A 24,805-nucleotide genomic window follows, 5' to 3' on the forward strand; every position below is an offset into this window, starting at 1 on the left:
GTTCTTGTAGTATGCGCAGTTATGGAAACGTAAACAATATGTAACAGCTGTGCCGCAGGCATTTCGCTGTTAATGGTGGTTTTGTTAACAAGTAGGTTGATTTCAAATGTTTTCTAAGCAAGGATCTGTTGCAGAAATTGGGTTCGGTATTAAGAACTTAAGCTTAAAAAAAACCAAGGCAGGTGGTGTGTTTCAGCTGTTACTAATATTACTGGGTGCGGTAGTGCTGTTTTTTAATCGCCGCGATAGTAGTCAAAGAGTGTGGGCTCGTTTACCCACGCTAAACGACTATCAGACTCGTTACCCAGAAAAAACTGAAGATGCTAATACGATTCGTTGTATCCATTGCGATAGCGACCAAACCTGGGAGTATGGTTTGGAAAGCCTGATGGATCACCGCCGTGAGTGTGTTTGTCTAGCCTGTGGACATCGTTTGTGGCGCAAAGAGCAAGAGAGCTTGGCTATTCAATAGCCTCTTCAGAACTCCTTAATCACTTCTTAAGATATTTAAAAATACCGGTGAATTAAATAGCGCTTGTCGTTCTATCCTACAGGTTACGTACTGATAGCGCTTACCTCTATGTTTGATACCTACATTACGGTTGTCACTTGGTGGGCCTATCGATTCGATGGAGTGTGGTACGTTTTCTAACATCACAAAAGCGATGTCGCGGCGAATTCTAATGCCTATATAGCTTAATGACTTGTTCATAATGAAGGCTTTAAACAAGTTTTCGTAAACTTGAGTGATGGCGTTTACTCGCCCTGTGTAAATGGAGTAAATATATAAGCTGGCTGGCTCATTGTTGCTGGCTAGCATTTCCTCGCATATATCGGTTTCATCTAAGCTTTTATCTAGTAGCTTTTCAAAGTAAGGCTGTTTTATCTTGAGAGCAAAACAATGCCCAGCGAGTTGACCGAGGTAGAAATAGTAACTTACCTCTGCAGCGGGATGGTTTTGAAGCGTCTCGAGCCAAGCGCTGTCCCACTGCTCATAGCCAAAGGTGAGGTTATCAATGTAATTGCTTAGGTGTTGTGCACTGTATTGAGTAAGGGGATGGGGCGGAGTAATTTGTTCAAAATTCTCTTCACTCTGCGGCAGGTAAGGGTGAGCACCTAAGTAGTGTTTAAACTTGGCTCGAGCTTCAAGGACTTTATTCATCGCTTGGTTGCTGGGAAGGTTTTTCGAGCTAAAGCTACTGGAAGTGAAAATTTTATAAGCTTCATCACCAAAGTAGCGAATAATTTCCAATTGCCGATTTAAACTCGGCTCTACTTTGCCCCGCTCCCAACGGCTCACCGCCAAGGCATCAAGCTCACTAAATTCTGGGCTAAAGGCCGCTAATACTTGGCAAAGCTGTTCTTGGGTTAGGTTTGCTTGGTTACGTTTTTGCTGCAAGTAGTCTGCAATGCTCTTGTAGTTAGCCATATAGAGTGTTCAAGTAATTGTTATTAAGTGCTTTATTTTAGCAGCACTTGTTGAATCGCCCAAAGGGGCTCGCTAGGCATTGATTATAAAAAAATATTTTTGACATGCTCTGATGCTAGCTGGTGCTTTGATTTATCTTAGCGACCGATTATTTAGCAACCACGAGAATCTTGAATGAACAAAGTCGGAACCTCTATTAGTGTCGTTTTACTTGCAAGCAGCATGCTTGCTGGCTGTGCCTCAACGGATGGTGAGCCAGATCCTAACCAAGGAATGAAAACCGGTGCAGTAGGTGGAGCCGTTGTGGGCTTGGTTATGGGCGCGGTTACTGGAGATGCAGAGTTGGCAGTGAAAGGTGCTGCTGTTGGTGCTGCGGCTGGTGGTGCTAGTGGTGCAATGCGCGATTACGAGAATAGCCAAGAGAATCGTCGAACCGACGTAACTGCAGAAGCTATCTCCCAACCAAACACAGTGATTATGAATGGTGACAATGCAACGGCCAATCAAGGTGAGCATTTGAACAAATTACTGGGTCAATGGCAGGTAAACGTTTGGGCGATTCAGCCTGATGGTAGCACCATCGAAGCTCAGGGGCTTGCTCGCGGTAAAATGATGGAAAGTGACGCTGCTACGGTAGAGCTAGAGCAGCTAGAAGTGGCAGGTGAACAGCTTGAATTTCAAGCTAGTACAACGATAAGTTATAACCTGCAACAGGGACATCAGTTAAGTGTGAGCGCTTCAAATCTTGAGAACGATGTTGTGTATGCCGGGGAATTTCAAGCGGCTATGAATCGTTTTAGCTACTATCCTTTGAGCCAAGTTAGTACAGCTAATATGCGCATGGAGTTGCGAGTGGTGAGCCCGCAGCTATGGATTGTTGAAACCTACTCACAGCAGGGTAGTGAAGAGAAAATGATCCAGTCTTATCGTTTTAGCAAGATCAGCTAATAAAATTATACTTATAAATTAACGTTAGTCGTGATTAGCCTATTTAAACGACGTGTTTAAATAGGCTGTTTTGGTGAGCTGGTTTCTACACGCTCAAATTGACTGGGCCAAGTTTGCTTTCTCCCCGCTTGCTTGGCTTGATATAAACCTTGGTCTGCCCGTTCAATCCAATCATCAATACTCTCACTTTCTTTGATGCTAGCTATGCCTGCACTAAAGCTAATCGACAGTTGGTTAGGCGCCAATAAACTAGAAATTTTAGCTACTAGCTTCTCACTAGTTTGGTAGGCAGTATCAAAGTCTGCATCATGCAACATGATAAGAAACTCTTCGCCTCCGTAGCGAAATACTCGGTCGTTAACGCGGGTGTTCTGTTGCAAAAAGTGGGCAAACCACACTAGTATTTGATCGCCTACATTATGGCCATGTTGGTCATTAATGGCTTTAAAATGGTCTAAATCTAAAAGGATAATGCTAGCTTTGATGCCGCTGCGTTTGTGTTGTTGGGTGGCTTTTAGCAGCTCATCAAACAAGGCTCTGCGGTTATAGCAACGCGTTAGGGAGTCTTTAAAAGCGAGTTCTTTGAGTTCGTTATTTTGTTTTACCAGTACCCGCGCTAAGCCCCAAGCAAAGATGTGTGAAGCCACTACGCCAATGCTAAATCGTATACCTTGATGAACACCTAAGTGATGAACACCAAGAATTATTGCCAGAATGCTTACAGCCAATACAAGGCGCTCTGCCATTTGCAGTGGTAAGTGGATAAAGCAGGCCAAAATTAATGCGGGAACAAAAAACTCGCCATGCATATTAGGTTGAGTTAGTGCTAATAAAACCGGGGGAATGGCTAGCAATAAGAACCATACGTCGGCAGTTTTGTAATGGTTGGATTCGGGTTTGGTGAATAAGAAGAATAGCGAAACTAAAATGGCCAAGGCGCAGGGTAGTACCACTAAACCGTACCAAAATACCCCATTAACTAAATGAGTAATTGAAAAATAAGCACTAGGAATGAAACCTGCCAAATGCATGACAAGGCTCATTTTTCTTTCTGTAAACTCTGCTGGAGACCAGTCAGACACCATCGCAAAAACCTATGCCAAAAGTTAAAATACGAGCTGGGAGCTTTCCTTATGTTATTAAAAGTAAACTCTTTTTGGCGGATCCGTCAAATCAAATTGACGCTTTATTTATGCTTAAAGCTTAGTGCTCTGCTGCCTTTTAGTTGGCTGAGTGCTTGTTGCAAAATAAGTTCAACAAAATCTTTTAGCACTGTACTTGATTGAGCGTTTTTACTAAAAGCTGCGTACATGGGACGCCATAAGGCTTGTTCAAACGACAACAAGTGCACAAATTGTTGCTGCGCATAATGCTCTACAGCCCAATAAGGCATCGCTGCCACTCCCATTCCTGCTGCGACCATTTGCAGTAACATGGCTGGGTTATCGGCGTGTTTCCATTGTTTTACAGCTACTTGGCTGGGCTGAAGAATGTAACGATATAAGTCTAAGCGTTGTGGCGTTACCGGGTAACTAATGATGGTCTCTTGGCTCAACTGGGAGGCTTTTACTGTCGCTTGGCTGCTTAAGCGGTGTTGAGCTGGACAAATAAGTACCATTTCATATTCAAACAAAGGCTCAAAGTGGATTTGCTCCTCTGGGCTTACTTCAGACGTTAGTAGAATGTCAGCTTCCCCACGTTGTAACAAGGGCAGGCCGTTATAGTCTTTATCTTGGCAAAAATGGCTATTTACCTCTGGCCAAGTTTGCTGAAATCGCTGCAAAGCTGGTAATAGCCATTGAAAACAAGCATGACAATCAACACTAATGTTTAAACGTGTTTGCTGTTGTTGGGCGGCGCTAAATTGTTGCTCGGTTTGTTCAATTAAAGGCAGTACTTGCTGAGCTAAATTAAGCAGTTGCTGGCCGTGTTGAGTAAGTTGCAAGGGCTGCTGCTTTCTTAACACTAGGTGACTATTGATGCGTTGCTCTAAGTCTTTTAGCTGGTGAGATAGCGCCGAATCTGTAATAAACAACTTAGCAGCAGCTGATTTTAAAGAAGAGCTAGCAGCAATAGCTTGAATGCAACGTAAATGCTTTATCTCTAACATTTATCTGACTAGCTCCTTTAAGTGTTTGGGCGAATTTGCAGCTTAGGTAGTTCAGGTTTGTTTGTACATATAAGTGCCAAGTTAGATGGCTTAACATGAATATTTTTCAATATAGGTATGGGGATCGCTTTAATTCTGTATAACCAGTTTTCACTGGATTAAGCAGAGTTGAGAGAAATTCAATTTAACTTGATGGCTTTTCAATTGTGTTGAGGCCTCGCTCTGGTCAATATGGATTTATACATCTAGACGGCTAAAAGGATATTGATATGAGCACTACTCACGTATTGGGTTACCCAAGAATTGGTAAGCAACGAGAACTAAAATTTGCTTTAGAGAGCTACTGGCGTGGTGACTCTTCGCAGCAAGAGTTATTACAAGTTGGCAAAAATATTCGCCAACAAAACTGGCAAGCGCAAAAAGACAGCGGTCAAGCTTGGGTGACCGTAGGCGATTTTGCTTGGTACGACCAAGTACTAAATACCTCATTATTGTTAGGTAACCTGCCTAAGCGTCATCAGTCTGAGCAAATTAACCTAGATAGCATGTTTGCAATTGCTCGTGGCCAACAGGGCTGTGGCTGTAATCATGCGGCATCAGACATGAGCAAATGGTTTAACACCAATTACCATTACATTGTGCCGGAGTTTTCTGAAGATAGCGTATTTAGCCTACAGTGGCAGCAACTGTTTGATGAGATTCGCGAAGCATTTGAGCAAGGCCATGCAGTTAAGCCAGTTATTTTGGGGCCTGTTTCTTACCTGTACCTAGGTAAAAATGACGACCAAGCAGCCAGTGATTTTGACCGTTTGTCGTTATTGCCACAGTTGTTAACGGTTTACCGCGAGATCTTCCAAGCTATTGCTGATTTAGGTGTGGAGTGGGTTCAAGTGGACGAACCTATCTTGGGCCTAGAGCTCGATTCGAAATGGCAAGACGCATTGTTAGCTGCTTATCAAACAAAGCTAAGCCCCACTAAGTTGCTTTTGACCAGCTATTTTGCAGATGTGTTAGACAATGCCGAGGTGATTAAGCAATTGGCGGTAGACGGGCTGCATTTAGATTTATCTGCTGCTCCACAACAGCTTGAGCAAGTGCTGACTTGGTTACCTGAGGCATGGATACTGTCTGCTGGTGTGATTAATGGTCGCAATGTATGGCGAGCAAATTTGCCAGAGATTATCGAGAACTATAGCTCACTTAAAGTTCGTTTAGGCGAGCGCTTGTGGCTTGCCTCGTCTTGTTCTTTGTTGCACAGCCCGCTTGATCTAGAGAGTGAAACGGACTTAGGTGATGCTAAGTATCGTTTGGCTTTTGCGGAGCAAAAACTATCTGAACTGCAAATACTGGATGAAGCGCTAAACGGTGAAGCTGACGCCCTGCGGCTATCTCGCCAATACAGCGCCGCTTTGCAAAACCTTAGCAAGAAAAACAACTCCAGCTTGCAGCAGCGAATTAGCGCCTTAACCCCGGCTGAGCGTGAGCGTACTTTAAATTTTGAACAGCGCCAAGAGATTCAGCAGCAAAGTTTGCAATTGCCACCCTTGCCAACCACTACCATCGGTTCATTTCCACAAACCAATGAAATTCGCCGTCAGCGTCGCGAATATAAAGCAGGACAACTAAGCCAAGCTGATTATGATGCTGCGCTTGCACAACATATTAAGGATGCCATTGAGCGTCAAGAGCGCTTAGATTTGGATGTGTTAGTGCATGGTGAAGCCGAGCGTAACGACATGGTTGAGTATTTTGCTGAGCTATTAGATGGCTTTATTGCTAGCCGCTTTGGTTGGGTGCAAAGTTACGGTTCGCGTTGTGTAAAACCAGCAATTATTGTAGATGATATCGAGCGCGCTAAACCTCTTACCATTGAGTGGAGCAGTTATGCGCAATCCTTAACTAACAAGCCGGTTAAAGGCATGCTAACTGGCCCGGTGACTATTTTGACGTGGAGCTTCGCCCGAGAGGATATTAGCCGCGCCCAAATCGCCGAGCAAATCGCTATCGCGCTTAATGATGAAGTGGCCGAGCTGCAGCAAGCCGGTATTCAAGTTATTCAAATTGATGAACCTGCTATTCGCGAAGGTATGCCGCTTAAACGCAGCCAATGGGATGACTATTTAAACTGGGCGGTATCGGCCTTTAAGTTGTCAGCCGCTAGCGCCAAGCCAGAAACGCAGATCCATACTCACATGTGTTACAGCGAGTTTAATGACATTATGCCGGCGGTTGCCGCATTGGATGCCGACGTATTAACCATTGAGACTTCTCGTTCGGCGATGAGTTTGTTGCAGGCCTTTGAGCACTTTGAGTATCCAAATGAAATTGGCCCAGGTGTTTACGACATTCATTCGCCTAACATTCCTAGCATCGATGATATTAAGGCGTTGATCGATAAAGCAGCACAATGGATCCCATTGCAACGCTTGTGGGTAAACCCTGATTGTGGCTTAAAAACCCGTAATTGGCAGGAAACTGAGGCAGCTCTAAACAACATGGTACTAGCAACCAAAGAGCTACGTGCTAGCTTTAGCTAAATTTAACCAGCAATAGCCCCTTTAATTAAGGGGCTATTTCGCCAATGACTTCGTTTTGATTAGCGCCTACACTAGAAATTACCCAGTTGTTTTGAGAGTTTCTATGCCAAAGGCAAAGTTCGTGTCTGGTGATATTTTTCGCCATATCGTTGTTATGTCCTCCACCAATGCCATTGGCTTAACTGCTTTATTTTTGGTTGATTTAGCCGATCTGTTTTTTATTAGCTTGCTGGGGGAGGCTGAGCTTGCTGCAGCGGTAGGCTACGCCGGAACTATCGCATTTTTTACCACTTCAATTTCTATTGGCTTATCGATTGCGATGACCGCTTTGGTGTCGAAAGCGATTGGCCAACAAGATAAAGCGCGGGCTAAGCAGTTAGTCACCAATATCTTATTTACTGGTTTTTTAATTAGTGCTGCTTTTGCCGCTTTGGCTTGGTATTTTGCGCCAGAGCTATTGAGCTTGATTGGCGCTAAGGCCAGAACCCATGAACTTGCAGTGCAATATTTAAGAATCTTGCTGCCTTCGCTACCGATTCTTGGTTTGGCCATGAGTGGTGGCGCTGCACTGCGCTCGGTAGGTGATGCTAAACGGGCGATGTGGTCTACCTTGGCTGGCGGCGGGGTAAATGCGGTACTCGATCCGATATTTATATTTGCGCTTGGACTTGGATTACCTGGTGCCGCTATTGCCTCGGTTATTGCGCGCTTTGTGGTTGCAGGTGTTGCCTTGTCTGGAGTGGTCTACAAGCACCAGTTGTTTGCTGGCTTTAGTTTGCAAAAGTGGTTGGAAGATCTGCGCGCTATCTTAAAGGTGGCCGCTCCTGCCATGATGACCAATGTAGCCACCCCTTTAGGCAATGCCTATGTTACTGCTTCTATTGCTATTTTTGGCGATGCCTACGTAGCGGGTTGGGCTGTGGTTGGGCGTATAATGCCGGTGGCATTTGGCATGATATTCTCATTATCTGGCGCCATTGGCCCTATTGTTGGGCAAAACTTTGGTGCAAACAATTACGCTAGAGTACATGAGGCCTTAAGCAAAGCGCTTTGGTTTAACGGTGGGTTTGTTGTTGCTGTGTCATTAATTTTGCTGTTAGGGCAAAACGTCATTGTGGATGTGTTTGGCGTGGGTGGCGAAGCGGCTACTGTTATTGGCTTCTTCTGTACCTGGATAAGCTTTAGCTTTGTATTTAATGGGGCGATGTTTGTGGCTAACGCTGCCTTTAATAATCTTGGTTACCCAAGCACCTCTACCATGCTTAATTTTGGTAAAGCAACTCTAGGCACAATCCCTTTTGTTTATCTAGGTGGACAGTGGTTTGGGCCGCTGGGCGTGTTGGGTGGCCAAGCAGTAGGAACAGTTGTATTTGGATTATTGGCATTGCGAATGGCTTTCTATATTGTGGCTAGAGTCACCAATAAGCATCAACGTCAATTGGCCGAGCAAGAGCAGCCATTAGAGCCCAGTGTGCCGCTTACGCCATTTTGTTCTAGTCGCGCTTATATGTGTGCGGAAGCTGATCTGGAAGATACTGTGTCTCCTACAGATACTGCAGCGGCTAAATCTTAAGCCACAGACAAGGGGCTTACATCAAATCGGTCGCCGAGTAAGTTTAGTAAGTCGGCTTGGCCGGCTATCACGGCAACAATAATTTTTCCCTGCTTGTGTTTGCTGGGGATCACCACTCTGCCTTGGCAATTCACAACTTGATCTTTTAACAGCATAGATTGCAGCTGATAAGGGTTGTCGCTTGGGTAAAAAAGCACGGTAACATCACTTAGGCCAACAGATTGAGTTTTCATGATGAGTCCTTCCAATTGTGTTTTGCCTCAATATAACGTTAGCACTGGCCGATTAGATCACTAGCTTTTAGGGGGAAGGCAGAAGGACTTGCTGTAAACAATCGTTGACTTCTTATTTCCTGTCGCTAATCTGACTGAAAATAAAAGGAATACCGATGATTAAACCAATCCAAGCCAAGATGCTAATGTTTGATTTAGACGACACCTTAGTGGATGACGGAATTGCTACCGAAACCGCCGCTAAAGCTTTGTTTGGTAAATATAATCCCTCGCAAGTTGATGACGCCTTAAGTCATTGGAAGCGTGCGCTAAAACTTCATTATCCAGCTTTTTTACAAGGTAAACTTAGCGCTGCTGAAATGCGCCAAGCCCGCGCGCGCGAGGCTTTGCAAGATAAGAGTTTAAGTGCTGAAGCTGCTGAGCAGGCTTTCGAATATTTCATGCAGCAATATATCGATGCAACAGTGTTGTACGGTGATACCTTGGCTTGTTTAGATCAGCTTAAGCAACAAGGCTGGCGCCTGGCGTTAGTATCTAATGGGCCAGAAGATATGCAACAGCGAAAAGTACGTGCAGCTGGCTTGTTCGATTATTTTGAGTTTGTTCTAACCGCAGAAGCGGCTGGTGTTGCTAAGCCTAAAGCAGAGATTTTTCAGCAAGCCGCGCAATTGGCCAAGCTTGAGCTTAGCCAATGTTGTTATGTGGGAGACAACTTGGTGAATGATGCTCAAGGCTCTAATGCAGCGGGGATGAACAGTGTGTGGCTACAAAGAAGCAAGAGCTGTGAACCTGAATATCTGCCATTGGAAAATGTAAACTGGACAATAGCCTCACTAAATCAATTACATCAGTGCATTGGTTTAGCTTAAACGTGTTGGTTGGCGGTTTTAAAGGAGTAGTGAAAGCAGTATGGCAATAGTTGGTTTATGGGACTGGTTGGCCGATAGCTTACGTTTTTACCGTCAGCACTTTGCTCAATTGGCATTAATGGTTTTGCCCTTTGCTGTTCCTTTTGCCGCACTGCAAAGCCAATATGTTCAAAACCCTAGCGAGCCTTCAACCGCAAATTACTGGATGTTTGTGATAATAGGTTTGTTAATGCAGCCTGTTTATCAAGGTGCAACCATTTTGTACATGCGCGCCCAGTTTAAACAGCAACCTTGGTCAATTGCTCGCTGCTTCCAAGCGTCGTTAAGTATTTGGCCTTTGTTGTTTACGGTAGTGGCAATTTGTTTTGCTTTGGTAATGCTTGGCCTGAGCTTTTTTGTGTTGCCTGGTATTGTTATCGCCAGTCGGTTGTTGGTGGCAGATTTACACTGTGTACTAAATAAAAGCAATCCCGTGGAAGCAATTAGCGCAAGTTGGCGGCAAACCGAAGCCTATAAGTGGCCTTTGCTAGCGGGTGTGATAGTGGTTGCAGGGGTTACAATGATACCGGTTTGGGCTGTGCATCATTGGCTATTAGACAATAACGCCAATGGCATATGGGTGTTTGTCAATCGAGTCTTTGGGCAAGTGCTCGAAGCTTTCTTTTTAGTATTTGCTTACCGTGCTTATAGCGCGATGAATGCCAGTGCAGAGTAGTTTAGCTATTTACCAAGCTGCTTATTCTTTTTAAGTGCTTATGTAAACTAGCCATCCGCTTTGTTGAGCAGAGCAGGGTAGGTGATTAGGCCGCGGTAAACTGTTGTTGCTTAGTTTGCAATTGGTAGCCTGCTGATTCTAAGCGTTGGCTCAATTGGCTCTGATTTAGCTCGTAAAATCTGCATAGTTCAGTAAAGCTAGAGAACTCATTTCTAATTTGCATGTTTACAATGCTTACCAAAATATTGATATCCATTTGTTGAACACGTTGTTGGTCTAACATGCATACTCCTTGGCTGGTTGAGGGCGGTTGAAGCCCCATTTGGTCCATGCTTTTTCGTGAAAGAAGTAAGCCACACTGTTTACAGCTGGCTCTACTATGGCGACCAAACCGCCAATCATCATGTCACCAGTTAATAACCAAGTGACCAAAAAAGCGATAGTGAAATGCATGCTGGCAAAAGTTAATGTTTTAATCATAGTGTTGTCCTCGTTTATTTCTATATCTAAATGATAATCATTATCATTTACTTTGCAAGTTATTTTTGTGCTTTTTTTATTCGACAGTTGATTGGGAGGCAAAAATTTAAAGCTGGCTAGGGAAGTAGCTAAATGCACCAGTCACTTCTAAAAATGAACAGACACATGTTGTGCTTTATCTTGCTGCAATTAGCGCGGTTGAACTGCTTTTTTACTAATAAAACCACAAACCTGTATCTTGCCTGCTTGTGTTAGCTGGCCAATCTAAAAGCGCGCTAAGCTGCTTAGTTGTTATATACTTAGGCTATTGTTAAGCGCCTAATAGTAAAGATAAGGCTGTATCAGGGATGAGCTATGTTTCGACGTTTTAGTATTTTTTGGGGGCTGCTGTTTGTAGTAGGTTGTTCAAGCGTAATTGTTAATCAGTTTGATCAACAATTTGGCGAAGCCTCGGTACAAACGCGAGTTTTTTCAGAGACCCATCCTCCTGCTGCAGAGTTCCTTGCAGAGGTAAAGCCAATTTTAGACCAGCGCTGTGTGATGTGTCATGCCTGTTACGACGCGCCTTGTCAGTTAAAACTTACTTCTGCCGCCGGGATTGACCGTGGGGTAACTACTGAGCGCGTGTACAATGCCAGCAGAGTGACTGCCGCTCCGACCACCCGTCTATATACTGATGCTAAGTCTACGCAAATGTGGCGTCAGAAAGGTTTTAACCCAGTATTAAATGAGCGCATTCAAAGCGAACAAGCGAACTTAGAAGCGGGGGTAATGTACCAAGCCTTAAAACAAAAGCGCGATTACGTAGACCCCGGTAACGAGATCCTAGATCCCGAGGCCTTTGATTTTGCTTTAGATCGAGCCCAGCAGTGTGTTGGAATTGAAGGCTACGCTAAGGTGCAGGCTTCACATCCTGAATGGGGAATGCCCTATGGGCTGCCGGCAATTAGCGATGCCGAGTTCGATACGTTAACTGCTTGGCTAGCCAGTGGCGCGCCGATGGCCGATGACTTAAGCGCACATAATCAGCTTGCTGAGCAGGTTGCTTATTGGGAGTCTTTTCTAAACGGTGACTCGCTCAAAGAGCAATTAATGGCGCGTTATATTTACGAACACTTGTTCATTACCCATTTATATTTTGGTGATGACCCAAATAGACGCCCTGCCTTTTTTAAACTGGTGCGTTCTCGAACCGCCCCAGGTACACCCATTGATGAAATAGCAACCCGTCGCCCTTACGATGACCCAGATGTAAGCCGCGTGTATTACCGCTTGGCTCCAGAGCGCGAAACCATTGTGGTGAAAACCCATATTCCTTATCGTTTAGACAAGGCTCGCCAGCAGCGCTGGACCGAGTGGTTTTTAGGTGACGATACTAACGTAGACAGCTTACCGAGTTACGAGCCTAGAGTGGCGGGTAATCCTTTTGTGGCTTTTCAGGATCTTACTGTGAACGGTCGTTATCGTTTTATGTTGGATGATGCCGAAACCTTTATTATGGGCTTTATGAAAGGGCCTGTTTGTCGCGGGCAGGTGGCTTTAAATGTTATTCAAGACCACTTCTGGGTATATTTCGCCAACCCTGATAATCGCTATGAACAAGAGCAAGCAGAGTTCTTAGTTGAACAGAGCGACCACTTAAGAATGCCATCGGTTGAGCAAAGTAATGTGCTGCCAATTAGCGCTTGGCTTAACTACTCTAAGCGTCACCGCAAATTTATGGATGCGAGTATCGACCATGTGAATCAATGGCTGAGTAAAGACAGCTCGATACTCAATTTAGATTTACTGTGGGATGGTGACGGGGTAAACCAAAATGCCGCACTTACCATTTTCCGTCACTTTGACAGTGCCAGCGTTGTAAAAGGCACCGTAGGCAGGCAGCCAAAAACCGCTTGGGTTATTGATTACTCCTTGTTTGAGCGAATTCATTACTTGTTAGTGGCTGGGTTTGACCCTTACGGAAACTTGGGCCATCAATTAGTAACCCGTTTATACATGGACTTTTTACGTATGGAAGGTGAGGGCAGCTTTGCCTCATTCTTACCAGCTGAAATGCGTTATGATGAACTACGTAGCTGGTATATAGGTGCAGACAAAAATATTATCGAATTTGTTGAGTCTCGCCCACAAGAGGCTTTCTTTAAAAGTGCAGTGGAATATAGCGGAGACGGACCATACAAACAGCAGTTGTTTGACATGATTGGTGAGAAATTGGCGCCTGTATTAAGCCAAAAACATCAAATTACCTGGCCGCAATATTCACGAGAAGTGACTGATTTTGCCATTCAAGTAGGTGCTTGGCGCGGTGGCGCGATTAAGCTGTTGCCGCAAGTGGTGTTTATTCAGGTTGACGACGTAGAGAAAGAGGAGCCTGAGTACTACACGCTATTGAGGCATAACGCTCATACCAACATTTCTAGCTTGTTCTTAGAAGATAATAACCGTTTGCCAGATCAAGACACCATATCTGTTTTGCCTGGCTTAGTAGGGGCTTATCCTGGTGCATTTTGGCAAGTAGAAAAGTCAGAATTGAAACAATTACAACAAACTTTGGTGCAAGTGTATAACGAACAAGGCTATCAAGCATTTATGAAACGATATGGCATTCGCAGAACCAATAACGAGTTTTGGCCATTTAGTGACCGCTTACATCAAGTTTACCTCCAAGCTGAGCCTTTGGAATCGGGCGTGTTGGATTACAGTCGCCTAGAGAACCGCTAGATTTATCTAACAAAAAGCCCAAGCAAAGTGCTTGGGCTTTTAAATTTTCCGTTTTGTTAGTTTGTTTTAAATCGCGATACCATTTCTTGTAAGCTTCCCGCTAAAGAGTTAAGAGCGGTTGCGCTTTGTTCTAGTTGTTGAGAAACCTCGTTTGCTTGACTTGAGCCGTCATGAATATCGGTGATGTTGCGATTGATTTCTTCTGCTACCAAGTGCTGCTCTTCTGCTGAGGCTGCAATTTGCGTGGCCATGTCTCGAATGGTAAGTACCGATTGCAATATAGCCTCAAACACTGTGCTGGTTTGGTTGGTGGCAGTTACCGAGGTGGTGGAGTGTTCAATACTGCTAGAAAGCTTAGTGGCTACATTGGAAGTTTGTTGGCGCAAGTTGCTCAATAGCTTGTCGATTTCTTCTGTAGATTCAGCAGTGCGGCCAGCCAGGGTTCTCACTTCGTCTGCAACTACTGCAAATCCTCTACCTTGCTCACCCGCTCGGGCGGCTTCAATGGCGGCATTTAAGGCCAACAAGTTGGTTTGTTCAGCAATGCCGCGAATGGTATCTAAGATTACAGTGATGTTAGCTGATTCTTGCGACAGTTCATCCATGGCTTGATTGGACTCATTCAAGGTGGTTTCTAGTTGGCTAACGGCGCGCACCGTATCTTGAATAAGTTGATGACCTTCTTCTACCTGTTGCTGGCTGTCGTCGGCGCTAGAAGCCGCTTGGCTACAGTTTGACGCCACTTCATTAGAGGTGGCTACCATTTCATGGAATGCCGTTGAAACTTGTTCTACAGCGGCTAACTGCCCCTCTGCAATTTGTTTCATGGTGCTGGACAGCTCACTAGCTTGCGCTGCGGAGTTATCTACTTGTTCACTATTGCCCTTAATGCTGGCAACCAGTGAGTTAATTGATTCGACAAAGCGGTTGAAGGCATTGGCCATTTGCCCTGATTCATCGTTAGATTGGATATCTAAACGCTGAGTTAGGTCGCCTTCACCAGATGCGATACCCTCTAAGCCTTCTGTGATGGTAATCATCGGTTTGGTGATCACGTTCATCAAGGTAAAACCTATCGCGATAAATACCACCATCATCAAAATGGCAACGCCTATTATCAGAGTGATTAGCGAGTTGGCTTGCTGATACACTTCGCTGGCAGGCATAAAGCCAATAAAGCGCCAGTTAAGATCAGGAGATAAGTACACGTTGGCTAACCACGTTTCACCGTCTTTTTCTATGGTGTGTAAGCCTGGCGATGCGCTTTGAATTGCCTGATAGCTTGCCACGTCACCAATCGCTTTAAACAGGTTTTCTTCATTTGATGGGTCAGCCAAAATCGTGTTGCTGTCTTCAATCATGATGATGTAGCCCTGTTCACCAAACTTCACTTTTTTAATTAGGTCTGTGAGTTTACTTAGCGTGACATCTACGCCAATAGTACCAAATGCTCCTTTGGCGCCTTCAAAACGCACCATGTAGTCCACCAAGGGGGTTTTAGAGATTAAATCTTGGTAGGCGGGAATACGTACCGGGGTTGTCGAGTTTATAGATAAAGGGTACCAAGGCCGCACTCTTGGGTCGTAGTCGGCAGAGTTTTTACCTAAGGGCCATTGAATATAACCACCATGGTCCATCGCCAAGTAGACATAGGCTAAGTCGGGCCGCGCTTCGCCAAATTCACGCATAAAGTGAAAGGCTTCTTGCTCTACGCCGCCAACTTTATCAGGAGTCATCATGGTACTAGGTTTGCCCATGTAGGTGGTTACACTATGGTCCAGTTGTCGGATGACTTTAGAGGTAGCGAGAAATTTAGCATCTTCGGCTAGGCCGTTCAGGTAGATGGAAAAGGTGGTGTCAATGTGCCCGAGCTCTGCAGTACTTCTTTGTTCAAAGTTGAGTTCAGCGCTATTGCGCACGCTCCAAACAGTGATGATGGAAATCACCAATACTGGGATAACCACCCCTGCGAGTAACAACAGCAAAAACTTTGTTCTTATTTTCATTTTTAAGTCCACTATGCGAGCGCGTATTAAGATAAATATAGTGGACTTAGACAGGAATTCTAATTTGCCTTGAATAACTTAGCGGTAAATGCGGTGTAAAGAACGCAGCTTAGCTTGCAGTTAACTAGCAGGTAATACCCACAATAAGGCTAACGGGATAAACACTAAGCTGGCGATGTTGCCCAGCATTACAATGGAGGCTACCCGTTGCGGTTCAATTTGATACTGTTCGGCAATAATAAAGTTGAGTACGGCGGGCGGTAAAGCTGCAAACAAAATTAAGCAAGATTGCTGCAAGCTATTGAGCGGCAAAATAGCAATGGCGATGAAGGCACACAATAGGCCACTAAGGGGGCAAGCGATAGCGCCAATCATGCCGATGCGCCAATCTTTTAAATCTACATCGATTAATCTTACTCCTAGGGTAAACAGCATTAGCGGAACTGAGATTTGTCCGAGCATTTCTATTGGCGTGGCAATGACTTTGGGTAGAGAGAGATCTAAGGCACCCCAAACTATGCCGGCAATGGCAGCAACAATCACCGGAATGCGCAATGTTGAAAGTAATTTTGCTTTGGTATCAATAAAATACAGGCCTACCGAAAAATGTAAGACCATTTCAACTACAAATAGAATCACAGCAATTGGCATGGCAGCTTCGCCAAAGGCTAAAATAATCAGTGGTAGCCCCAAGTTACCGGCGTTGTTGAACATCATTGGTGGCAAAAAGGTACGCGCTTTTAATCCTAAAGGCTTAATCAGAGGAAGCAATACTAGGCCGGAACCTAACACTACCCAAATTGATGCTAGTAGCAATTCGCTATAATCCGCTAGCTCTAGCTGGGTATTTGCTAGCACCGAGAAGATTAGGGCGGGGCAGAATATCTCCATATTCATGCGATTGGCAGCGCTAATGTCGGGTCGGTGTTTACGGCCATAAATTAGGCCTAACACCACAATAATAATTAGCGGTGCAACAATACTTAAGATTTGCCAAGCCACGGCATCAGTCCTTCATCGAGTGAGAATTAAGCTTATCAGAAAAGTGTGTTGGGGCTAGTTAACAATAAGTGTTATGGCTTTAACTGACTTGAATGGCTAGGCTAATAAAGAGTTCACCAAAGTTTGAGTCGATTATGTTGAAACAGCTCTACCTCGCTATGATCTTGCTTGTTATAGCTGGCCAAATGCCAACGGCGGCTATTGCCGAAGATGAGTTTGACATGGACATGGATATGGATATGGACTTTCCAGAGCCAGATTTCCCTGAGCCGGACTTTCCGGAACCAGAACAACTGCCTGAGTTAGAGCCTGAGCCTCCAATCACTGAAGTATTGCCCGAAGTTGATCAGCCAGAGGTGGAGCTACCGATTGCTCCGCCGCCAGAAGAGGTGATCCCACCTGAGGAAATATTGCCACCTATCATTGTGCTACCACCACCGATATATTGGTTAGATGATCCTTGGGACTATTGGTATCCACATGACTATCCGCGCCATTACTATCGCCCGGCGACTATTAGCGTGAGGGTGAATGGTGAGCTTAAGTTGCGGATTGTGGATAGCCAGCAGCGTACTTTAGTTAATCAAACCTTAGAAGCTGGCACTTACCAGCAATGGCAGGGGCAAGCTCCATTTGCTGTCACTGTTAGTGAGCCGGCGCAGATAGCGCTTAGTTACCAAGGTAAAGAAGTGGATTTAAGCGCTTACCAAGACACTGAAAATGCCTATTTTCAAGTGCCGCCTAATCGTTAAACTGTAAGGTCTTTTGATCTTTGCTGATGGTTTTTGCAGCAATTTCTTAGCCATTTAGGCAAGCCAGTGAGTGTGCGGTTAAGTGGGCTTAATAAACACTCGTTAACGCTGAATAAATGGCTAAGAAATGCTGCCCGAAGGGGTCGGATATGCGAACTTTACTATTTGTTAAGCACTTCTTGCTTAGCCCACTAGGCTTCTAAGTGCTCGCCGCGATTAAAGCCCGCTTATCTCGAACAACATTTCAACACCAAAGATCAACAGACCCTAATTACTAGAAATAAAAAACAGAGCTAGTGCTCTGTTTTTTTTGGGTTTAGCCTCGGAGTTTATTGGCTTGGTGGTGTGTAACCTTCAATATCCACTTCACCGTCTTCAAACAGGTACTTAACCATCTCTGCTTGCAGTAGCTCGCGGTCATCTTGATTCATCAAGTTAAGTTTTTTCTCGTTGATGAACATGGTTTGTTTTTTCTGCCACTCGGTCCAGGCTTCTTTGCTGATGTTGTCAAAAACGCGCTTGCCCACATCACCAGGAATCAGTTGAAAATCTAAGCCTTCGGCTTCTTTTTTTAAACGTTGGCAAAATACGGTTCTAGCCATAATAGGTCCTTTTTCCTTGCTTTGCCTAAGGGAGGCAAAGGCTAAATTAAAGTGCTTGTTGCGCTATTTTTAACAGCTTTTCTGTAACGGCAGCTAAGCCAACTTTGGGTGCTTGTTGCATGTTATACCAAAGTTGTTGATTGTCTGCCATGACTTGTAAGTTAGGCGCTTCGCTAAGCTCGATGAGCGAAGGTTGAATGTCTAAATGGTAGTGGCTAAAGGTGTGCCTTAGCGGCGAGAGCTCATAAATGGCATCGGCGCTCATTTGATGCTGATTTAACCAATCACTAATGCTGTCTTCAATGTTAATTTCAGGGAAGCAATATAGGCCTCCCCAAAGCCCTTGCATGGGACGTTGATAGAGCAAAAACTGCTGCTGCCAATGCAAAATCAGCATTTGAGTGGGTTTTTCTGGCAATACTTTTTTGGGCTTTTTACCGGGGAAGTCGCCTTGACGCTGATACTTAAGCGCTTGGCAGTCTTCGGCTACAGGGCAAACCTCGCAACTAGGTTTGCTGCGAGTACAGACCATGGCGCCTAAATCCATCATTGCTTGATTGTATTCGGTGGTTTGTTGCTCTGGCGTATTGGCTTCGGCCAGTTCCCATAGTTGGTTTTCCACCGGCTTTTTACCTGGCCAACCTGCTATCGCTTGGTGACGAGCGAGTACTCGCTTTACGTTGCCATCTAGAATGGCATGGCGTTGTCCTAAGGATAAAGACAATACCGCGCCAGCGGTTGAACGGCCAATGCCTGGTAGAGCAATAACTTGGTCGATATCTTCGGGAAATAGCCCATTATGTTGCTCGGCAATCTCTTTAGCGGCTTTGTGTAAATTACGCGCTCGTGCGTAATAACCGAGGCCGGTCCAAAGGTGCAACACTTCATCTGTGTCGGCTTTAGCTAAGTCACTCACCGTAGGGAAACGTTGCATAAAACGTTCAAAGTAGGGAATAACCGTAGCCACTTGAGTTTGCTGCAGCATGATTTCCGACAGCCAAACTTTGTAGGGTGTTTTGTCTTGCTGCCAAGGCAGGTGTTTACGCCCAGCTTGGTGATACCAAGTAACCACTCGGCTGGAAAAGTTTGCGAGATTGTTGGTCATTAAAAGTGCTTAGTTTAAATAGTGGGTTGGCAGCGAGGTTGTCGATTTCATGACTTCCATAGAAAAGGCAGAGCTTACATCGGTAAAAGCTAAGCGTTCGATCAGTTGCTTATATACTTTGTCGTAGTCGTCGATACTGGGCACTACAACCTGCAACAAGTAGTCGATACTGCCACTCATGCGGTGAGCTTCAATGATCTCTGGAATATCTTGAATGGCTTGCTTGAATTGATCCAACCATTGTTGGTCGTGCTGCGAGGTGCGCACACTTACAAACACGGTTACGCCTAGGTTGAGTTTAGCTCTATCGAGTAAGGCGACCTTGTGGCGAATAAAGCCTGCTTGCTCTAGTTTTTGCACTCTACGCCAGCAAGGGGTTGCCGATAAACCCACCCGTTCGGCGATGTCGTTGAGCGGGATGCTTACGTCTCGTTGCAGCAAATCGAGTATTAACTTGTCTTTACTATCGAGTTTCATTTTTCACACTTTGCTCAAATAATGAAAGTTGCTGCTATTTTCCCGCGCTTAAGCCTAAGAAACAACCGCTATCTTTGTGTGGCTACTCGTCCATTAGGCTTTGTTCTAACCAAAGCGCTTTATTGGGGCTAAATCCGCCAGCAGCGAGTAGTTCCTGTTTACTGGTGTGGCCACGTAAGTGCTCGATGATGGCGGATGTAGAGCGATGATTGGCTTGTAACCAACAATCTTGTGGATGATATTCCCCTTGATTTTGTGCTACTCCATTTAACAACACCGGCGCAAAACGCCAAGCATGACCAGGTACATATTCGCCTTGCAACTCAATGCTATTGTCGCCTTGCGTTAAGCGTATTTGATGATATATGCCGGGAGATCCTCCCAAACTAAAATCCACCTCAATTTGATGCTGCTTGCATGCGAGATTTAAGCTTAAGTGCTGATTGTCATGCTGCCTCTGGCATTTTGTAGAAGAGAGCTGCTTTGGTTCGCCGAGTTTATGGAGTAACCAAGATAGGGGATGGCTAGCTGTCTCTAAAAACCACTGTTCTAAAGTAAAGTTAAGCGGCAAGTTTACCTGTGAACTTAAGTGCGCCTTAACTGGTTGCTCGGCCTCCAGCAAGCTATTGATAAGCTGGGCGCTTGCTAAGTAATTAAAGGCATAGTTCACCCATAGGTTTTGTGGCCAGCTCGATAAGGGCTGGGTTGCACTTAAGCCCATTAGTGGCTTTTCACAAATGATGGCGGTGTTCTTAAAATGCTCGATAAGCGTTAAATGCGAGGCTGCGGGGCTGGCAATAATCACTAAATCTACCGGCGGTAGTTGGTTGATGTTATTGCAAGCTGCAGCAATGCCATGTTGCTTTGCTAGGTGCTGGGCTTTGTTTATGTCTAAATCAAGTAAGGCTTTAACCTCTACTTGGCTTTGCTGCAAAGCGCCTAAGTGCGCTAAACCCCAGTTACAGCCAATAATCGCTGCACTGTTAATGGCGACGGGCGTGTTGTTGAAAAGCAATTTACGAAGTCCTAATTGTTAACTTTGGCGGCAACCACAATAAAGCGAGCGCCAGTAGAGCCAGCTTGCACAAAGTGACTTTGTCCTGGGTGAATACAGTGGGAGTCTCCAACTTTAAGGGTTTGGGTTTGCTGCTCTTCTCCTTCAACCACGGTAATAACAAGCTCGCCACTGAGCAGGTAATAAAGCTCTTCGGTATGAGTATGTTGATGCAAACCGATACTGCCATTGGCTTCTAGGCTTGAATCCATCACCAGCTCTATACCACTGGCTAAAATGCCTTCGGCTTTGTCTGGCTCTTCACTGTAAATCCAGGTGCCATCTAAACGCCCTTTGCCTTGCATGCCCGCGGGAGCTGAAGGATTAAGGTGGGCAGGTTGATAAACTACGGTAGCCATATGCTGTGCTTGTTTAAAACTATAGCCTTGGCCCTCGTAGAGTGGAGTATCACCGCCATGAAACTCTTGGTCATTAAACTGCCGAGATTTTGGTTTGGAGGTCATTAAATTATCCTAAATGTTTTTGCTGAGTACATTCCATTAATGTTGCTTGATCAACAATCTGATGTTTTAACAGTAACGCTAGGGCCGCTGCCATTTTCTTGATTGGTATATAAAACATGGCAATCAAAGAATACACTTTTATCGGCTAAATCATCAGAAAAGAAGATGTAAATTCGATTCAATGCAGTCGATTTGTCCACAAAAAAGGGAGCGGCATCATTATTGGCAATGATCGAAGGTAAGGCCACAGAATCTATATCCAACCATGCTTGCACTTGAGTATTCAGTTGCTGAAAACTATCGCTGCCATCTACCGCGGGATAGCCTTGGTAAACAGGAAGTTGAGTACCCAAATAGTCTATTTCGCTGTTGCCATTAGTTTTATTTTGCAAGGCCGCTTCACTATAGACCAAATGCAAGCCTTCTCTCATTGCTCCACCAATAGTTTCTAATGTGGCAGCTTTACTATCGAAGCGTAAGTTGAGGAACTTCGGTAATGCTACTACACCTAATATGGCTAAAATCACAATAACCATCACTAGCTCGATTAGGGTAAAACCGCTTTGTTTGGAGATAGCCAACATTGTGAATAATCAACCCTCTTTGCTTGGGCTTTAACATCATTACCTGTTTATTATAGGAAACCTAATAGTGGAGGCGCTATGTTAGAACTTAGACCTTGTTGCGAGCACTGCGAAACACCCTTAGCAGCTAATGCAACCAATGCGATGATCTGTTCCTTCGAGTGCACTTTTTGTAAAGAATGTGTGGAAACCGTTTTAGCTAATGTTTGCCCAAATTGCGGTGGCGGTTTTTGTGCTAGGCCTATTAGGCCAGAAGCTGATTGGGTGAATGGCAATAATTTGAGCCATTATCCGGCGGGTAAGCGAGTGGTGATTAAAGCGGTAAACCTCAGTCAGCAAAAAAGTTTAGTTGAGCGAGTAGGGACGCTAGCGCCAAATAAACGTTAGGGGCTGTTTACCTTTCGAGCTGATTTTTGCTGCAAAACATTGCAAGCTTTAGCGTGCAAAGCTTGCACAACGGCGAGAACTTTGGATAATGCCAGCCCTGTTCTACATTTAGAATGTCCCTGCAATATCTAGTCTGGAAATATCATGAGCGAGCAAGACCAAAACCAAGCACCTGAGGCTTCTCAAGAGCAAGTTGAAGATAAACGTCTTCGTAAAATTCGCAGCTTTGTTAAGCGCGAAGGCCGTTTAACTAAACGCCAAGAAAAGGCATTAACAGAGTTTTGGCCGCAAATGGGCTTAGACCATCAAGCCAGCAACTACTCATTGGCAGAGGTTTTTGGTCGCGAGGCTAAAACCGTACTAGAAATTGGTTTTGGCATGGGAGCTTCTTTGGTAGAGATGGCCAAGGCCGCCCCAGAAACCAACTTTATTGGTATTGAAGTACATCGCCCTGGAGTTGGCGCTTGCATGGCAGATGCTGTTGAAGCGGGCATTACAAACTTACGCGTATTTGAACACGACGCAGTAGAAATATTGAATGACAGTATTCCAGACAATAGTTTAGATACTGTTCAATTATTTTTCCCAGACCCATGGCACAAAGCGCGTCACCACAAACGCCGTATCGTGCAACTTGAGTTTGTTGAAGTGCTACGCAAGAAGTTAAAGATTGGTGGTGTATTCCACATGGCGACAGACTGGGAAAACTACGCTGAGCACATGTTAGAAGTCATGCAGGCTGCATCGGGTTATAGCAATACCTCAGACACTAACGATTATGTGCCACGCCCAGAATGGCGCCCATTAACTAAATTTGAAAACCGCGGCCATCGCTTAGGCCACGGTGTGTGGGATTTGATATTCGCTCGTGAGTCTTAATTACCCGCTTAATCAGTAAAGCAATTGAGAAGGTCGTTTAGAAATAAACGGCCTTTTTGTGTTACCGCCCAATGCTGATCATGTTCATCTAATAGCTCTTGTTGCCTTGCCTTTTTAAGCGATGACTCAAGCTTGCTAAGCGGCAAACCACTTAAGTTAATAAACTCAGCCTTGGGAATATCTTCAAACAAACGTAGGCGGTTTAAGAAATACTCAAAGGCTAAATCATCTTGCTCCACTGCCCAGTGCTTAAACATAAATTCGCGCTCTGGTGCTAAATAACCCTTAGGGTGTTTAACTTTTTCTGTTCGTATGATGGCTTGTTGAGTTAGGTCGCTTATTTTGCCGTGCGCGCCACAGCCAATGCCCAGGTAGTCGCCAAAACGCCAATAATTAAGATTGTGTTGTGAGCGGTCGCCATTTTTACAGTAGGCCGAGACTTCGTATTGCTCAAAGCCTGCTTGTTGCAGTTGCTGGTGGCCTTGCTCAAAAATATCCCATAACAGATCCTCGTTAGGCAATTTGGGAGGGCGAGAAGCAAAGGCGGTATTGGCTTCAATCGTTAGTTGATACCAAGATAAATGGCTTGGGCCAAGGGCAAACGCTTGTTGTAAGTCGCTCATTGCTTGCTCGAGGCTTTGATTTGGCAAGCCGTGCATTAAATCAAGGTTAATGCGCTTAAAACCGGCTTGTTGGGCAAACTCAAAGGCTTTGATGGCCTCGTCACCACTGTGAATGCGGCCAAGCTTGGTGAGGTGCTCAGCTTGAAAGCTTTGTACGCCAATGGATAAGCGGTTTACCCCTGCTTGAAAATAACCAGCGAAGCGCTCTGCCTCGGCGGTGCCGGGATTGGCTTCCATGGTCACTTCGGTCTCAGGGCTTAAAACCAAGCGCTGTTTGATGCCTTGCAATAAATCGCTGATAGCTTGGGCAGATAGCAGGCTAGGGGTACCTCCGCCAATGAAAATACTGTGCAATGCTCGGCCATGTAAGGCGGGGAAACGGGCTAAGTCGGCATCTAAATCGGCCAACAGGGCTTGTATGTAGTCGGCTTCAGGTAAGTCTTGTTTGAGACCATGAGAGTTAAAATCGCAATAGGGGCATTTTTGCACGCACCAAGGCACGTGCACATAAAGGCTAAGTGCTGGGCTAAGCCTTAGCATGCTTGCGCTTCCATCTGCGCTAACAATTGGCGTAACGCAATGCCGCGATGACTAAGGGCGTTTTTTTCTGCTTTGCTGATTTGAGCAGACGTTGCTTGATGTTGTTCAACCCAAAATACCGGGTCATAGCCAAAGCCGCCAGCACCATGAATTTCTTCGGTAATGCTACCGCGCCATTTACCGTGGCAAATTAGCGGCGCTGGGTCATCGGCATGGCGCAAGTAAACCAATACGCAGTGAAATTCTGCGCCGCGCTGGGTTGGCGGTACCTGTTTCATAGCATCTAATAGTTTTAGCACGTTGTCGTAATCATTAGCATCTTCGCCAGCGTAGCGAGACGAGTATAAACCGGGAGCTCCATTTAAGTAGTCTACGGCTAAACCTGAATCGTCGGCAATGGCAGCGAGCCCAGTAATCTTAGCCGCGTGGCGGGCTTTAATAATGGCATTTTCTACAAAGGTGGTGCCGGTTTCGGCGGCGTCTTCTATGGCAAACTCACTTTGGGCAATAATTTGCTTGTTTAGTGGTTTAAGTAATTCCGAAAGCTCGGCCACTTTGCCGGGGTTGCCGGTGGCAAGTACAACTTTTTGCATACTGAGTCCTAGAGTAACAAGAGGCAGGTGTAGTTTAATCGAAGGGGCTGTGCTGAAACAGCCTTAACTAACAGTTAAGGCTGGGTATTTTAGATTGTTTAGGGGGTGTTGATCTTTGG

26 protein-coding genes are annotated in these 24,805 nt (G+C 45.1%); 10 read left to right on the forward strand and 16 right to left on the reverse strand.

Translation table 11 applies throughout. The annotated features are described in order from the left end of the window. Positions 1-106: 106 nt before the first annotated feature. Positions 107-472 carry a hypothetical protein gene (locus OAG1_RS04315; protein ID WP_016401402.1) on the forward strand — a complete coding sequence of 122 codons (366 nt, stop codon included), beginning with the start codon at positions 107-109 and terminating at the stop codon, positions 470-472. Positions 473-487: 15 nt separating this feature from the next. Here the strand turns inward: OAG1_RS04315 and OAG1_RS04320 are convergent, their stop codons facing one another. Then, positions 488-1,429, reverse strand: coding sequence for a helix-turn-helix transcriptional regulator (locus tag OAG1_RS04320; protein ID WP_338624282.1), 942 nt, complete (start codon positions 1,427-1,429; stop codon positions 488-490). A gap of 174 nt (positions 1,430-1,603) precedes the next feature. Between OAG1_RS04320 and OAG1_RS04325 the strand changes: the two genes are divergently transcribed. Beyond that, positions 1,604-2,377: a glycine zipper domain-containing protein gene (locus OAG1_RS04325; RefSeq protein WP_338624284.1), complete on the forward strand. Its 774-nt coding sequence runs from the start codon at positions 1,604-1,606 to the stop codon at positions 2,375-2,377. Positions 2,378-2,433: 56 nt separating this feature from the next. On the opposite strand, the gene OAG1_RS04330 is transcribed toward OAG1_RS04325, so the two are convergent. Both OAG1_RS04330 and OAG1_RS04335 read right to left on the reverse strand, forming a co-directional pair. After that, positions 2,434-3,420 (reverse strand): GGDEF domain-containing protein, encoded by a 987-nt coding sequence (locus OAG1_RS04330; RefSeq protein ID WP_338624286.1) that lies wholly within the window; start codon positions 3,418-3,420, stop codon positions 2,434-2,436. Positions 3,421-3,563: 143 nt separating this feature from the next. Beyond that, positions 3,564-4,487 (reverse strand): LysR substrate-binding domain-containing protein, encoded by a 924-nt coding sequence (locus OAG1_RS04335; protein WP_338624288.1) that lies wholly within the window; start codon positions 4,485-4,487, stop codon positions 3,564-3,566. Positions 4,488-4,756: 269 nt separating this feature from the next. Here OAG1_RS04335 and metE point away from each other — a divergent pair, with 269 nt between their 5' ends. Further along, on the forward strand, positions 4,757-7,024 hold the full coding sequence (gene metE, locus OAG1_RS04340; RefSeq protein WP_338624290.1) for a 5-methyltetrahydropteroyltriglutamate--homocysteine S-methyltransferase: 2,268 nt from the start codon (positions 4,757-4,759) through the stop codon (positions 7,022-7,024). Between the two features lie 103 nt (positions 7,025-7,127). After that, the gene (locus OAG1_RS04345) at positions 7,128-8,597 is read left to right on the forward strand and encodes an MATE family efflux transporter (RefSeq protein ID WP_338624293.1); all 1,470 of its coding nucleotides are present in this window, start codon (positions 7,128-7,130) and stop codon (positions 8,595-8,597) included. Here the strand turns inward: OAG1_RS04345 and OAG1_RS04350 are convergent. Then, entirely contained in the window at positions 8,594-8,830 is a 237-nt protein-coding gene (locus OAG1_RS04350) for a DUF2375 family protein (RefSeq protein WP_016401395.1), read from the reverse strand. The two genes, OAG1_RS04345 and OAG1_RS04350, sit on opposite strands and share 4 nt — an antisense overlap. Before the next feature lie 155 nt (positions 8,831-8,985). Here OAG1_RS04350 and OAG1_RS04355 point away from each other — a divergent pair, with 155 nt between their 5' ends. After that, complete coding sequence (locus tag OAG1_RS04355; RefSeq protein WP_338624296.1) at positions 8,986-9,699, forward strand: HAD family hydrolase; 714 nt, start codon at positions 8,986-8,988, stop codon at positions 9,697-9,699. Between the two features lie 40 nt (positions 9,700-9,739). Further along, on the forward strand, positions 9,740-10,414 hold the full coding sequence (locus tag OAG1_RS04360; RefSeq protein WP_338624298.1) for a hypothetical protein: 675 nt from the start codon (positions 9,740-9,742) through the stop codon (positions 10,412-10,414). 85 nt (positions 10,415-10,499) lie between these two features. Here OAG1_RS04360 and OAG1_RS04365 read toward each other — a convergent pair whose 3' ends face one another. After that, the gene (locus OAG1_RS04365) at positions 10,500-10,697 is read right to left on the reverse strand and encodes a DUF4250 domain-containing protein (protein ID WP_338624300.1); all 198 of its coding nucleotides are present in this window, start codon (positions 10,695-10,697) and stop codon (positions 10,500-10,502) included. Beyond that, positions 10,691-10,894, reverse strand: a complete 204-nt coding sequence (locus tag OAG1_RS04370) for a DUF2061 domain-containing protein (RefSeq protein ID WP_016401391.1) — start codon at positions 10,892-10,894, stop codon at positions 10,691-10,693. The genes OAG1_RS04365 and OAG1_RS04370 overlap by 7 nt, the downstream gene beginning before the upstream one ends. 354 nt (positions 10,895-11,248) lie before the next feature. Between OAG1_RS04370 and OAG1_RS04375 the strand changes: the two genes are divergently transcribed. Continuing rightward, positions 11,249-13,618: a fatty acid cis/trans isomerase gene (locus OAG1_RS04375; protein WP_338624303.1), complete on the forward strand. Its 2,370-nt coding sequence runs from the start codon at positions 11,249-11,251 to the stop codon at positions 13,616-13,618. A gap of 56 nt (positions 13,619-13,674) precedes the next feature. Here OAG1_RS04375 and OAG1_RS04380 read toward each other — a convergent pair whose 3' ends face one another. Both OAG1_RS04380 and OAG1_RS04385 read right to left on the reverse strand, forming a co-directional pair. Continuing rightward, complete coding sequence (locus OAG1_RS04380; RefSeq protein ID WP_338624305.1) at positions 13,675-15,624, reverse strand: methyl-accepting chemotaxis protein; 1,950 nt, start codon at positions 15,622-15,624, stop codon at positions 13,675-13,677. A 120-nt stretch (positions 15,625-15,744) separates the two neighbouring features. Next, positions 15,745-16,626, reverse strand: a complete 882-nt coding sequence (locus OAG1_RS04385; protein WP_338624307.1) for an AEC family transporter — start codon at positions 16,624-16,626, stop codon at positions 15,745-15,747. A gap of 134 nt (positions 16,627-16,760) precedes the next feature. On the opposite strand from OAG1_RS04385, the gene OAG1_RS04390 reads away from it, so the two are divergent. Next, entirely contained in the window at positions 16,761-17,378 is a 618-nt protein-coding gene (locus OAG1_RS04390; protein WP_338624309.1) for a DUF4115 domain-containing protein, read from the forward strand. A 329-nt stretch (positions 17,379-17,707) separates the two neighbouring features. Here the strand turns inward: OAG1_RS04390 and OAG1_RS04395 are convergent, their stop codons facing one another. From OAG1_RS04395 to OAG1_RS04420, 6 genes are all read right to left on the reverse strand, one after another. Further along, entirely contained in the window at positions 17,708-17,980 is a 273-nt protein-coding gene (locus OAG1_RS04395) for an oxidative damage protection protein (protein WP_016401386.1), read from the reverse strand. Between the two features lie 46 nt (positions 17,981-18,026). Beyond that, on the reverse strand, positions 18,027-19,085 hold the full coding sequence (gene mutY / locus OAG1_RS04400; protein ID WP_338624311.1) for an A/G-specific adenine glycosylase: 1,059 nt from the start codon (positions 19,083-19,085) through the stop codon (positions 18,027-18,029). A gap of 9 nt (positions 19,086-19,094) precedes the next feature. After that, complete coding sequence (locus OAG1_RS04405; RefSeq protein WP_016401384.1) at positions 19,095-19,562, reverse strand: Lrp/AsnC family transcriptional regulator; 468 nt, start codon at positions 19,560-19,562, stop codon at positions 19,095-19,097. 82 nt (positions 19,563-19,644) lie between these two features. Then, positions 19,645-20,577 (reverse strand): Gfo/Idh/MocA family oxidoreductase, encoded by a 933-nt coding sequence (locus tag OAG1_RS04410; protein ID WP_338624314.1) that lies wholly within the window; start codon positions 20,575-20,577, stop codon positions 19,645-19,647. An 11-nt stretch (positions 20,578-20,588) separates the two neighbouring features. Continuing rightward, positions 20,589-21,080, reverse strand: coding sequence for a cupin domain-containing protein (locus OAG1_RS04415; protein ID WP_338624316.1), 492 nt, complete (start codon positions 21,078-21,080; stop codon positions 20,589-20,591). A 50-nt stretch (positions 21,081-21,130) separates the two neighbouring features. Further along, on the reverse strand, positions 21,131-21,664 hold the full coding sequence (locus tag OAG1_RS04420) for a type II secretion system protein (RefSeq protein WP_338624318.1): 534 nt from the start codon (positions 21,662-21,664) through the stop codon (positions 21,131-21,133). 78 nt (positions 21,665-21,742) lie between these two features. Here OAG1_RS04420 and OAG1_RS04425 point away from each other — a divergent pair, with 78 nt between their 5' ends. Continuing rightward, positions 21,743-22,051: a DUF1272 domain-containing protein gene (locus OAG1_RS04425; protein WP_338624320.1), complete on the forward strand. Its 309-nt coding sequence runs from the start codon at positions 21,743-21,745 to the stop codon at positions 22,049-22,051. A 144-nt stretch (positions 22,052-22,195) separates the two neighbouring features. Continuing rightward, on the forward strand, positions 22,196-22,930 hold the full coding sequence (gene trmB / locus OAG1_RS04430) for a tRNA (guanosine(46)-N7)-methyltransferase TrmB (RefSeq protein ID WP_338624322.1): 735 nt from the start codon (positions 22,196-22,198) through the stop codon (positions 22,928-22,930). A gap of 8 nt (positions 22,931-22,938) precedes the next feature. Here the strand turns inward: trmB and hemW are convergent, their stop codons facing one another. Continuing rightward, positions 22,939-24,093, reverse strand: a complete 1,155-nt coding sequence (gene hemW / locus OAG1_RS04435; protein ID WP_338624324.1) for a radical SAM family heme chaperone HemW — start codon at positions 24,091-24,093, stop codon at positions 22,939-22,941. Then, positions 24,087-24,686: an RdgB/HAM1 family non-canonical purine NTP pyrophosphatase gene (gene rdgB, locus OAG1_RS04440; protein ID WP_338624326.1), complete on the reverse strand. Its 600-nt coding sequence runs from the start codon at positions 24,684-24,686 to the stop codon at positions 24,087-24,089. Before rdgB ends, hemW begins: the two co-directional genes overlap by 7 nt. Positions 24,687-24,805 lie beyond the last annotated feature (119 nt).

It is taken from the genome of Agarivorans sp. OAG1 (genome assembly GCF_037076485.1).
GTDB lineage: Bacteria > Pseudomonadota > Gammaproteobacteria > Enterobacterales > Celerinatantimonadaceae > Agarivorans > Agarivorans albus.